The sequence below is a fragment of the Burkholderia sp. 9120 genome, from assembly GCF_000745015.1.
GTDB lineage: Bacteria > Pseudomonadota > Gammaproteobacteria > Burkholderiales > Burkholderiaceae > Paraburkholderia.
On record NZ_JQNA01000001.1, the window covers coordinates 1566660 to 1579014 of the forward strand.

General features: G+C 63.8%; 11 protein-coding genes. 3 read left to right on the top strand and 8 right to left on the bottom strand.

The features are described from left to right. Nucleotides 1-4: 4 nt before the first annotated feature. The 4 genes from FA94_RS07000 to FA94_RS07015 all read right to left on the bottom strand — a co-directional run bounded on the left by FA94_RS07000 (nt 5) and on the right by FA94_RS07015 (nt 4650). Entirely contained in the window at nt 5-1012 is a 1008-nt protein-coding gene (locus FA94_RS07000; protein WP_035548273.1) for an ABC transporter permease, read from the bottom strand. Further along, nucleotides 999-2519, bottom strand: coding sequence for a sugar ABC transporter ATP-binding protein (locus tag FA94_RS07005; protein ID WP_035548276.1), 1521 nt, complete (start codon nt 2517-2519; stop codon nt 999-1001). The genes FA94_RS07000 and FA94_RS07005 overlap by 14 nt, the downstream gene beginning before the upstream one ends. Before the next feature lie 73 nt (nt 2520-2592). Then, nucleotides 2593-3546: an ABC transporter substrate-binding protein gene (locus FA94_RS07010; RefSeq protein ID WP_051980410.1), complete on the bottom strand. Its 954-nt coding sequence runs from the start codon at nt 3544-3546 to the stop codon at nt 2593-2595. 123 nt (nt 3547-3669) lie between these two features. Continuing rightward, nucleotides 3670-4650: an AraC family transcriptional regulator gene (locus FA94_RS07015; protein ID WP_035548279.1), complete on the bottom strand. Its 981-nt coding sequence runs from the start codon at nt 4648-4650 to the stop codon at nt 3670-3672. 401 nt (nt 4651-5051) lie between these two features. Here FA94_RS07015 and dalD point away from each other — a divergent pair, with 401 nt between their 5' ends. From dalD to FA94_RS07030, 3 genes are all read left to right on the top strand, one after another. After that, complete coding sequence (dalD, locus tag FA94_RS07020; RefSeq protein WP_035548282.1) at nt 5052-6464, top strand: D-arabinitol 4-dehydrogenase; 1413 nt, start codon at nt 5052-5054, stop codon at nt 6462-6464. Between the two features lie 142 nt (nt 6465-6606). Next, nucleotides 6607-8088, top strand: a complete 1482-nt coding sequence (gene xylB, locus FA94_RS07025) for a xylulokinase (RefSeq protein WP_035548284.1) — start codon at nt 6607-6609, stop codon at nt 8086-8088. Nucleotides 8089-8169: 81 nt separating this feature from the next. Then, nucleotides 8170-9117 (top strand): sugar-binding transcriptional regulator, encoded by a 948-nt coding sequence (locus FA94_RS07030; protein WP_035548287.1) that lies wholly within the window; start codon nt 8170-8172, stop codon nt 9115-9117. Between the two features lie 83 nt (nt 9118-9200). Here FA94_RS07030 and FA94_RS07035 read toward each other — a convergent pair whose 3' ends face one another. The 4 genes from FA94_RS07035 to FA94_RS07050 all read right to left on the bottom strand — a co-directional run bounded on the left by FA94_RS07035 (nt 9201) and on the right by FA94_RS07050 (nt 12334). After that, nucleotides 9201-9497: a DUF1330 domain-containing protein gene (locus tag FA94_RS07035; RefSeq protein ID WP_035549475.1), complete on the bottom strand. Its 297-nt coding sequence runs from the start codon at nt 9495-9497 to the stop codon at nt 9201-9203. A gap of 64 nt (nt 9498-9561) precedes the next feature. Continuing rightward, nucleotides 9562-10671, bottom strand: a complete 1110-nt coding sequence (locus tag FA94_RS07040) for an ABC transporter ATP-binding protein (RefSeq protein ID WP_035548290.1) — start codon at nt 10669-10671, stop codon at nt 9562-9564. Nucleotides 10672-10787: 116 nt separating this feature from the next. Beyond that, nucleotides 10788-11504, bottom strand: a complete 717-nt coding sequence (locus FA94_RS07045; RefSeq protein WP_035548293.1) for an HAD family hydrolase — start codon at nt 11502-11504, stop codon at nt 10788-10790. Next, nucleotides 11501-12334, bottom strand: a complete 834-nt coding sequence (locus FA94_RS07050) for a carbohydrate ABC transporter permease (RefSeq protein ID WP_231584885.1) — start codon at nt 12332-12334, stop codon at nt 11501-11503. Before FA94_RS07050 ends, FA94_RS07045 begins: the two co-directional genes overlap by 4 nt. Between the last annotated feature and the right edge of the window lie 21 nt (nt 12335-12355).

The following is a 12355-nucleotide window of genomic DNA, read 5'->3' on the forward strand; positions in this document are numbered from 1 at the left end:
AGAGTTACTTTCTACGGTCGCGGCTGATATAGATCGCCAGCAAAATGATTCCGCCCTTGATCACGTTCTGCACATACGGATTCACGCCGACCATGTTCAGGCCGTTGTTCAGCACACCGAGCAGCAACGCGCCGATCAACGTGCCGATGATCGAGCCGCGCCCGCCCGAGATCGAGGTGCCGCCCATCACCACGGCGGCAATCGCGTCGAGTTCGAAGCCGACGCCCGCGTTCGGTTGGCCGCTCATCAAGCGCGCGGTCAGCACGATCGCGGCAAACGCCGAGGTCAGGCCGGCGATCGAGTAGACGATCAGCTTGACGCGCGCCACGCGCACGCCGGACAACCGCGTCGCCTGTTCGTTGCCGCCGATTGCGTACACGTAGCGGCCAAACGGCATGCGTTCGAGCAGCACCCACGCAATCGCGTAGATCACCACCATGATCACGACCGGCGCCTGCACGCCGAGAATCTTGCCGCTGCCAAAGAATGCGACCCAATCGGGCAAACCGTCGATCGGATAGCCGCCGGTGTAGATCAGCGCGAGACCGCGCGCGATCCCCATCGTCGCCAGCGTGACGATGATCGGCGGCATGCCGGCAAACGCGACGAAGAAACCGTTCGCCGCACCGAAGCCGAGGCCGACGGCAATGCCAATCGCCAACGCGGCCACAGCGTTCATGCCGGCAACCATCAGCCCTGCCGCGAGCGTGCCCGCCAGCGCCATCACCGAGCCCACCGACAGATCGATGCCGCCGGTCAGAATCACGCACGTCATCCCCACGGCGATGATGGCGTTGATCGACACCTGGCGCAGCACGTTTTCAATGTTGGCGGCGGAGAGAAAACTGTCGCTCGCGAACACCATCACGATGCAGACCACCAGCAGGCCAATGAACGGATAGAACACCGTCGAGCGCTTCAATGCGGCCCAGGTGAAGCGCATTGGCGCACCCGGCGTGTCGCTGCTAACGGTAGAGGTTTTCGGTGAAGAAGAAGGATTAGGCGTGTTCATGTTTTGCTCCCAGGGAGCCGGCGGTGGCATAGGTCATCACGGCATTGGAGTCGATCGCGTCGCCTTCGAGCATCGCTTCGATGCGGCCCTGGCGGAATACGGCGACGCGGTCGCACATGCCGACGATCTCCGGCAGTTCGGACGAGATCATGATGATCGAGTAGCCGCGCGCGGTGAGTTCGCGCATCAGCAGATAAATTTCGGCTTTGGCGCCGACGTCGATGCCGCGTGTCGGTTCGTCGAAGATCAGGATGTTGGTGTGATGATTCAGCCAGCGGGCGATCACCACTTTCTGCTGGTTACCGCCCGACAGCGTCGCGACTTCGGTGTGCATGGTCGGCGCTTTGACGCCCACGCGTTTCATGATGTCGGCGGTGGCGCGCGCTTCGCTGCGCTGGTCGATGAAGAAACGCAGCGAGCGATACTTGCCAAGGTTGTTGATCGAGATGTTCTGCTTGATCGAGAAGTCGGTGATCAGACCTTCGGTCTTGCGGCTCTCCGGCAGAATGCCGACGCCGGCGCGCAACGCATCGGCGGGGTCGGACAATTTCGCGGCCGCACCGTTGATGCGAATCTCCTTCACGTACGCCGGATCCGCGCCGATCACCGCGAGCGCGGTTTCCGTGCGGCCTGAACCCACGAGACCCGCGAAACCGAGAATCTCGCCTTCACGCAGCGCGAAACTCAGCACGGGGCTGTCCTTCAGCAATTGCAGCTTCTGAACCTCCAGCACGATTTTCGCGTCGGCATGCAAGGGCGGCTTCGGCGGAAAGCTGCTTTCAATGCGGCGGCCCACCATCATTTCCACGAGGCGGCCCACGTCGGATTCGGCCACTTCCGTCATACCGACGTATTGCCCATCGCGCAGCACCGTGATGCGGTCGCACACTTCGAAGATCTCTTCGAGGTGGTGCGAGATGAAAATCATCGCCACGCCCTGCTGTTTCAGATCGCGCATGATCGCGAACAGATGCTCGGCCTCGGCAGGCGTGAGCGTCGCGGTCGGCTCATCCAGAATCAGGATGCGCGCTTCCAGCGACAACGCCTTGCCGATTTCGACGAACTGCTGCTGCGCGACAGAGAGCTCGCGAATCGGCACCGACAGATCGATCGCCACGCCGAGCCGCTGAAAAATCGCCGCCGCCGTGCGGCGCATCTTGCCGCGTTCGAGCAGGCCCAGGCCGTTCTTCAATTCGCGGCCGAGAAACATGTTCTCCACCGCGTTCAGATACGGAATCAGGCTGAATTCCTGGAACACGATGCCGACGCCCGCCGCCACCGCGTCGTGATAGTTCGTGAAATGGCACGCCTCGCCCGCGATCGTGATCGCGCCTTCATCCGGCTGATAGATGCCGCAGAGGATTTTCATTAGCGTCGATTTGCCGGCGCCGTTTTCGCCAAGCAACGCGTGGATCTCGCCGCGCGCGATCTCGAGATGAATGCCTTGCAGCGCTTTCACGCCGGGAAAGCTCTTGGTGATGTTGTCGAGTTTGAGAATGGTGTCCATCGGGTGCTCCTCTGCGGCGCGCCACCGTGTCGCTCGTCAGGCAAAGCGAACACGGTGCGGCGCGCCTGTCGTCTTACCAGCTGAAACCCTTGGCATTGCTCTTGTCGATCATCTTCACGTCGACCGGAATCGCTTTCGGCACATTGGCGCCCCACTTCTTCGCGAGCGCAATGCCGAGCGCGATACGCACCTGGTCGGCCGGGAATTGCGCGGACGTTTCGATGAACTTCGAGTTCGGCTTCTGGATCGCGGCGATCGCTTCCGGCGCACCGTCGACGCTGGTCAGCTTGATGTCCTTGCCCGACGATTCGATCGCGGACAACGCGCCCATCGAACCACCGTCGTTCACGCTGAACACGCCCTTCAGATTCGGATGCGCCTGAATCATGTTTTCGGTAACCGACAGCGCGGTGGCGCGTTCCTGCTTACCGTTCTGCGTATCGACGACTTTGATGCCCGGCACCTTCGCGAGCGCCGCCTTGCAACCCCGCACGCGCTCCAGAATCGGCACGACCGGAATGCCGTCGAGAATCGCTACTTCACCGCTGCCGCCAATCGCCTTCGCCAGATAGTCACAAGCCATTTCACCCGCGTCGAAGTTCTTCGAGCCGACGAACGAATCGACCGGACCGTTGGCGTTCGCATCCACCGCGACCACGACCACGCCCGCCTTCTTCGCCGACGTCACCGCCGATTGAATGCCGGTCGAGTCGGTCGGATTCACGAGCAGAATGTCGATCTTCTTCTGCAGCATGTCCTCGACGTCGCTGACCTGCTTGCTGACATCGTGATGCGCGTCGGTCACGACCACGGTTGCACCGATCGACGCGGCCGCGTCGTTGAGCGCCTTCTGCATCGTCACGAAGTACGGGTTGTTCAGCTCCTGAAACGTCATGCCGATTTTCAGCGGCGCGGCTTGTGCGGCCGGCGCAGCGATAAACGACAGGCCGAAGGCGAGCGCGGCGATAGCGGCCGCGTTGCGAGTGAAGCTCTTCAACGAGGCCGGCTTCGAAAGGGATTGCGTCATGGTTGTCTCCGTTATTAAAAGTAAGCACGTCCCTCACGCTGTCGTCGGACAGCGCGATACGTGTTGCAACGCGGGTGAAGCGGAACGCTTCGGCCAAGGCTTCAACCTGGTCGAAGCGGGAAACTACGTCGGTGGATAAGCGGCGGCGGCCGGGCGTGGCAGCCCCGGCGCGAGCACGATGGCGGGCGCGTCGTCGATGCCCACGCCGCGCGCGGCGGCCTGTTCGGAGGCGTCGCGGCTCGCGTCGTTGAGTTGCTGATAGCGGCGGAATTTCGAAGGCGCCATGCCTTTCACTGCGAGAAACTGCCGGTTGAAATTCGACAGGTTATTGAAACCCGCCTTGAAACAGATATCGGTCACGCTGAGTTCGCCGTCGGTCAGCAACTGGCACGCGAGGTTGATCCGCATGCGGTTCACGTACTGCACGAACGGCAGCCCGGTATGACGGCGGAAATAGCGCGAGAACGCGCTGACGCTTTGACCCGCGAGTTGCGCCAGATCCGATTCGCGCAGATCGTTCGCGAGGTTCTTGCCGATATACGACAGCGCATGATTGATCCGGGTCGACGCGAAACCGGTCGAGTCGGCCTGATACGCAGGGCTCGCGAGCGCTTCGCGGTCTTCGGCGTTCATCAGCATTTCAACCATGGACATGAACAGGACAAGACGCCGCAAGCCGCGCGCGCTCAGCAGTTCGAGGAACAGCGGCTTGATCGCCTCGCTGGTCTGCGCGCCGAACGACACGCCACGGCGCGAGTCGGCGAGCAAGGCCTCGACCTGACGCCACTCCGGAAAACTGTCGACGCAGCTCGACACGAACTCCTGGCCGAATTGCACAACCAGGTTGCGCTGCGCGATGGTCTCGCCTTCCGGCACGTCGCTCACCCAGTTGTGCGGCAGGTTCGGCCCCATCAGCACGAGATTGCCGGGCGTATAGCTGCTGATGTGATCGCCGACGAACATCTTGCCGGTCGTCGCGACGATCAGATGAATCTCGTACTCCGGGTGGAAATGCCAGCGCACCGTGCGATACGGATAGCCATGCGACCACACTTTGAACGATTCGTCGCGGCGCACGGCCACGAGTTCGAGATCGGGTTGCACTGTCTGCCTCCATGAAGCGGCTCGCCGGGGGCGTCGCCAACGCTTCGTCTTGTTGTCTTCTATAGCGAAAAGTAGCCCTCAAACGCGCTCGCCACCACTAAAAATGAAACCGCGGACTGATACTTTTTTGCATTCGGGTTAGTCCTGACCCGGAAAAGGTCAAATTTGATGCAATGCAATACGCGCTGATCCGCACGGCAAAGCACGTCCGTCCTGCAACCGTACGTCGTGACGGTCGCCCGCAAGCCCCGCCGCGCCGCGCTGCGCCACGAAAACCCGGCGGCCTCGCCTTGACATTCGTTTCGCCGGGTACGATCATTCGCTCACACGCAGAGCAAATGCTCCACCACAAGAAACGCCGGCTTCAAAGCCGTGCGAGCCAGGACATTCAGGAGACGTACATGAACAGCAGGCAAGGCAGCGGCGCGGCCGCACACGTGATCCTGCACATCGGCGCGGGATCGTTTCATCGCGCGCATCAGGCGTGGTATCTGCACCGTTTGAACGAAGCGAAGGTGCCCGGCGAGCCGCACTGGTCGCTCACTGTCGGCAATATTCGCAGCGACATGAACGCGGTGCTCGACGCGCTTGCCGCGCAGAACGGCGTGTACACGCTCGAAACCGTCACGCCGCAAGGCGAACGCGCGTACGAGACGATCCGTTCGATCGAACGCGTACTGCCCTGGACCGAGAACCTCGACGGCCTGATCGAAGCGGGCGCCGATCCGGCCTGCAAGATCATCGCGTTCACGGTGACCGAAGGCGGCTATTACCTCGACGAAGAAGACGAACTCGATACCGCGAACGCCGATCTCGCCGCCGACCTCAACGGTGGCCACACCACGATCTACGGCGCACTCGCAGCGATTCTCGACGCGCGCATGAAGCGCGGCGCGGGCCCGGTCACGCTGCAAACCTGCGACAACCTGCGCAGCAACGGCGAGCGTTTTCACGCGGGCATGAGCGAGTTTCTCGAACGACGCGGCGCGAACGAACTCGCGCAATGGTTCGACGACAACACCGCGTGCCCGAGTTCGATGGTCGACCGCATCACGCCGCGTCCCACGCCGGATGTGAGCGAGCGCGTGAAAGCCGCGACCGGCGTCGACGATGCCTGCCCGGTGATGGGCGAAGCGTTCATTCAATGGGTGATCGAAGATCGCTTCATTGCCGGCCGCCCTGCCTGGGAGAAAGTCGGCGCAGAACTGGTCGATTCGGTGATGCCGTACGAGGAAGCGAAGATCCGCATTCTGAACGCACCGCATAGCTGCATTGCGTGGGCGGGCACGCTGGTCGGCCTGAACTACATTCACGAAGGCACGCTCGACGCCGACATCAACAAATTCGCGTTCGACTACGTGACCGAAGACGTGATTCCGTGCCTCACGCCGAGTCCGCTCGATCTCGACCGGTATCGCGACGTGGTGCTCGAACGCTTCAGCAATCCGTATATCCAGGACACCAATCAGCGCGTCGCGGCCGACGGTTTTTCGAAGCTGCCCGGCTTTATCGCGCCGACGCTGGCCGAGTGTTTCGAACGTGGCGTCACCCCGGCGGCCACGGCAATGCTGCCCGCGCTGTTCTTCCGCTTTCTGCAACGCTGGCAGTCGGGCGAGTTGCCGTACGCGTATCAGGACGGCGTGATGGACGAAAAGGTCGCGCGCGGTTTCTTCGCCGCGCCCGATCCGCTGAAAGCGTTCGCCGCCGACCGCCTGCTGTGGGGCAGCATGGCGCAGACGCCGGAACTGGAGTCGGCGCTGGAAGGCGCACTGGCGCGCGTCGACGTGTGGCTCTCCAAACGCGGCGCGGCCTGAACGCACCTGCCGCGGCAACGCGGCAACCTAGCAACGTACCAACCCAGCGACGCGGCGCGCCGCTGCCAGGCTTAATGCGCATGGCAGCGCGCGCGGTGTGCGGCTAAAGTAGCGCATCTCCAACGACGAAGGTTCCGCGCCCATGTATCTCGGCATCGACCTCGGCACGTCCGAAGTGAAAGTCCTGCTGCTCGCCTCCAACGGACGCGTAATCGGCACCGCAGGCTCCCCGTTTACCGTTTCCCGTCCGCATCAGCGCTGGGCCGAACAGAATCCCGCAGACTGGTGGGCCGGCACCCGCACGGCGCTCGCCGCGTTGCGCGCCAGACACCCGGACGAGTTCGCGCAGATTCGCGGCATCGGCCTGTCGGGGCAGATGCACGGCGCGGTGCTGCTGGATGCGGAAAACCGCGTGCTGCGTCCCGCGATTCTGTGGAACGACATGCGCAGCGACAAGGAATGCGCGGAGTTGACCGAGCGCGCGCCCGATCTGCACAGCGTGGCCGGCAATCTGGCCATGCCGGGTTTCACCGCGCCGAAGCTGCTTTGGGTCGCGCGCCATGAGCCGGAGATTTTCGCGCGGACCGCCTGCGTGCTGCTGCCGAAGGATTACTTGCGTCTGCAACTGACCGGCGGCAAGGTGTCCGATCCGTCGGACGCGGCCGGCACGCTGTGGCTCGACGTCGCCCAACGCGACTGGTCCGATTCGTTGCTGGCGGCCTGCAACATGACGCGCGCGCAAATGCCGAGCCTCTGCGAAGGCAGCGCGCCGTCCGGCACGTTGCTGCCCGAGGTGGCGCGCGAATTCGGCTTGAGCGACGGCGTGATCGTCGCGGCCGGCGGCGGCGATAACGCCACCAGCGCGATCGGCATCGGCGCGACGCAACCGGGCGACGGCTTCGTGTCGCTCGGCACTTCGGGCGTGCTGTGCGTGGTCGGCGACAGTTTCCGGCCGAACCCGGCGTCCGCCGTGCATGCGTTCTGTCACGCGATTCCGGATCGCTGGCATCAGATGAGCGTGGTGCTCTCGGCGGCGAGTTGCTTGCGCTGGGTCTGCAAACTGACCTCGACCGACGAACCGACCTTGCTCGCGGAAATCGAAGCGCTGCCCGCCGACGCGTTGAACACCGCGCCGCTTTTCCTGCCCTATCTGTCCGGTGAACGCACGCCGCACAACGACCCGTACGCGCAAGGCGTGTTCTTCGGCATGAATCACGCGACCGATCGCGCGCTGCTCGGCTATGCGGTGCTCGAAGGCGTGACGCTCGCGCTCACCGACGGCCTCGACGCATTGCGCGCGGCCGGCACCGAAGCGAAGGCGTTGTCGCTGCTCGGCGGCGGCGCGCGCAGCGATTACTGGGCCCAGTTGCTGGCCGACGCGCTCGACACCGCCACCCGCAAGCACGGCGGCGGCGAAACCGGCGCGGCCCTCGGCGCGGCCCGTCTCGGCTGGCTGGCCGCGGGCGGCGATCCGGCCACGGTGCTGACCAAGCCGCCCATCGAAAAGGAATTCACGCCGAATCCGCGCCGTCATGCCGAACTGCGCGCGCGGCTCGAAGCGTATCGCGCGCTGTATCGCCACGTGCGTCCGCTGTTCGATCCGGCACGCACGCCGCTCGCCTGAGCGACGGCAAGCCGCAGCCGCTCTCCGGGGAGACAGGAGAGCCGGCTGCTATCATCGGCGCACTATCAGCGAGCCGTCACCGTGCCCAAGTCCACAGAAAAATTAGATCTTGCTACCCGCGCCGCGTGGCTTTACTACGTCGCCGGCAACACCCAGAACGAGATCGCCGAGAAGCTGCAGGTGTCGCGTCCGGTCGCGCAGCGCCTGGTCGCCTTCGCCGTCGAGAAGAACCTGATTCGCGTGCGCGTCGATCATCAACTGGCGGACTGTCTGTCGCTCGCCGATCAACTGTCCAGGCGCTATGGCCTCGCCATGTGCGAAGTCGTGCCGGTGGACGGCGACACGCCCGAGGAAATCGACCGCAAGCTCGCGGTGGCCGGCGCGCAGGTGATGGAGCGCCATCTGAACGAAGAAAAGCCGATGGTGGTCGCGGTCGGCAGCGGCCGGACGCTGAAGGCGTCGGTCGATCAGATCGCGCAGCTAGACCGTCCGCAGCACCGGTTGGTGTCGTTGGTCGGGGCGATCGCTCAGGACGGCTCCTCGAACCGCTACGACGTCGCGCTGCACATCTCCGAGAAGACGGGTGGCAAGCATTTTCTGCTGCCGGCTCCGTTGCTCGCCGATAGCGAGGCGGAGCGTTCGCAGTGGTGCAATCACCGGCTGTACCGGATCGTCGAAACGCTGGCGGCGGAGGCGGATGTCGCGTTCGTCGGCGTCGGCAATATCGGGCCGACCTGCCCGCTGCATGAAGACGGCTTCATTACGGCGGCGGAAGTGAAGGACATGATGCAAGGCGGCGCCGTGGCCGAAATGCTCGGTCTGCCGATCGATGCGACCGGCGCGCACGTCGAGTCGCCGACCGGCCGACGCGTGACCAGCCTCCCACTCGATTCGCCGCCGCGGCGCCCGACGATTGGTTTCGCGGGCGGCGAGCGCAAGCGGGAAGCGTTGATCGCGGTGCTGAAAGGCGGATGGTTGTCGGGGTTGGTGACCGACGAGTTGTGCGCGCGAGCGGCGCTTGAGGCTTGAGAGCGCTTGGGGGTCGGGCGAGTTGAGCAGTTCGAGCAGTACGCTCCGCCGCGGCGCATTGATCGCCGCAACCCGCACTCGCACTACACCAGCGGCAAACCTTCGGTAATGATGATCCGGTAATCGCCGCCCTTCAGACGCGTCTCGCTGACCGCCTGATACGCCGGGCTGCGATACCACGCGATCGCCTCGTCATAGCCGGCGAATTCGAGAATCAGAATCTCTTCGATCGCCGGCCCTTCCACCACTTCCTTGCGCCCGTGGCTCGCCAGCATGGTGACCGGATGCTGTTCGAAGGTTGCGGGCGCAACCTGCTTGTATTCGTCGAGCTTGGCCTGGTCGAGCGTTTTCTCGCGCGTAATGACAACGTAGGCGGACATGAGCGTTTCCCGGCGTGGTTGAAAGGAAAGCGGCGCGCCCGCCGCTTTCGCCAACATCACGCGGTCAGGCGGCCAGCACTTCGACGATCTTACGCTGGAATGCCTTGCCCGCGCTGTCGAACAGATGGCAGTGCTCCGGCGTCGCGCCGAGCTTCTGCATCTCGCCTTTCGTATGCCGTTCGAGCGGCGGAATCCGCGCGATCAGGCCGTCCGGTGAGACGCTGGATTCCGCGTACAAATACGCCGCGTCGCCGAGCGATTCGAGCGCCATCGTGCGAGCCGAGATGCCGTCGTCGCTGTTGCCTACGTGCAGATGCTCGGGGCGAATGCCGACCGTCACCTTGTCGCCCTGCTTGACCGCGCCCGGCTCCACCGCGACACGCTGCGTCTCGCCGGTTTCGTAGCGCACCGTCACGCCGTCGTGCGTGACCGACTGCACCACGCCTTCCATGAAGTTCATTTTCGGCGAACCGATAAAGCCGGCGACGAAACGGTTGGCGGGCGCGTGATACAGCATGGTCGGACTGCCGACCTGCTCCAGATTGCCCGCCGACAGCACGACGATCTTGTCGGCCAGCGTCATGGCTTCGACCTGATCATGCGTCACGTAGATCATCGTGGTCTTCAGCTCGTCATGCAGACGCGCGAATTCGAGGCGCATTTTCACGCGCAGCGCGGCGTCGAGATTCGACAGCGGTTCATCGAACAGGAACACCTTCGGCTTACGCGTGATCGCGCGGCCGATCGCCACGCGCTGACGCTGTCCGCCGGACAACTGTTTCGGCTTGCGATCGAGCAGATGATCGATGTGCAGGATCTTCGCGGCGTTGCGCACGGCGGCGTCGATTTCCGGCTTCTTGGTACCGGCGAGTTTCAGGCCGAACGCCATGTTGTCGTACAGCGTCATGTGCGGATACAGCGCGTACGACTGAAACACCATCGCGATGCCGCGTTTGGCGGGCGCCACGTCGTTCACGCGCACGCTGTCGATGCTGAGGTCGCCGCCGCTGATGTCTTCGAGGCCGGCGATCATGCGCATCAGCGTCGATTTACCGCAACCGCTCGGGCCCACGAACACGACGAACTCGCCGTCCGCGATGTCGAGGTTGATGTCGCGCATCACCTCGTTGTCGTCGTAGGCCTTTCTGATGTTGCGCAGAGTTACGCTTGCCATGATGTGTCTCCGTGTAATGCTCTAGGTATTGCTTGTCCGTTGCTTACGCTGCTTCGTTTGCTTCGTTTGCTTCAGCAGCTCGCTTCTCTATGCTCGGGCCGACGCCGCCACGCCATTCATGGCGGCGTGGCCGCCGTCGCGCTCAGCGTCCATTGCGCGACCAGTTCCGGCAGTTGCTGCATATCGTCGAACACGTGACGCGCGCCGGCCGCATGCAGCTTGTCGATCTGCGCGTCGCTCGCGTGACCGCCGCCGATAAAGCCCAGCACCGTCATGCCCGCCGCGGTCGCCGCCGTCACGCCGGTCACGCTGTCTTCCACCACCAGACACGCCGACGGCGCGAGTCCCAAACCGCGCGCCGCCGCCAGATAGACGTCGGGCGCGGGCTTCGGATTCGGTACCGCATCGGCGCAAAACAGGCGGTCGCCGAAGAACTTCACCAGCCCCGTGCGCGCCAGCACCGCTTCCACGTATGGCCGGAAACTGTTGCTCGCGCACCCTTTGGCGAGCGGCACCTGAGCGAGCGCCGCCTCGATGCCTTCCACCGCCGGTGCCTGCATCGCCGCCGCTTCGACCGCGCGGCGGATCGCGTCGATATCGGCGACGGACAGGCTCTTGCCGAGCTGCGTCGCCGTACCCTGCAACACCGCTTCGATGCGCAGGCCGAGCAGCGGCAACACCACCGGCTCGACGTCCGTCTCGGGCCAGCGCGCTTCGAGTTCGTGCACCAGCATGCGCGCCGCCACGGCTTCGCTGTCGATCAGCACGCCGTCGCAATCGCAGATCAGCGCAAATTGACCGACACCGGAACCCACATTCGACCCCGCTGTCATTTGACCGCCCCGAACGTGAGACCGCGCACCAGTTGCTTCTGCGACAGCCAGCCGACAATCAGGATCGGCGCCACCGCCAGCAGCGAAGCGGCCGACAGCTTGGCCCAGAACAAGCCTTCAGGACTCGAGTACGACGCGATGAACACCGTCAGCGGCGCCGCGTTCGAGCTCGACAGGTTGATGCTCCAGAACGCCTCGTTCCACGACAGGATCACGAGCAGCAACGCGGTCGACGCGAGCCCCGGCAGCGACATCGGCATCAGCAGATAGACGATTTCCTGCCACGTCCTCGCACCGTCGATCCGCCCGGCTTCGAGAATGTCGCGCGGAATTTCGGCGAAGTACGTGAACGACATCCACACCGCAATCGGCAGATTGATCAGCGTGTAGACGATCACCAGACCCGACACCGAATCGAGCAGGCCGGTGTTCTTCCACAGCAGATAGATCGGCACCAGCACGCCGACCGACGGCATCATCTTGGTGGACAGCATCCACAGCAGCACCTTCTGCGTGCGGCGGGTCGGGAAGAACGCCATCGCATACGCGGCCGGCACGGCAAGAATCAGGCACAGCACCGTGACGCCCGCCGAGATCAGCACCGAATTCCACGCGAACGCAAAGTAATTGCTGCGCGCGAACACCTCGCGGAAGCTATCGAGCGTCGGAATAAAAAACAGCGACGACGAATAAGCCTGCTGTTCCGTCTTGAACGCGGTGATCGTCATCCAGAAGATCGGGAAGAACAGCAGCAACGCGACCAGCCAGGCGATCACGCCGGGAATGGCGCGGCGAATCGCGGCGAACGGCGACTTCGCCGGCACGGTCATGGGTGTCGAGCTCGACACCGG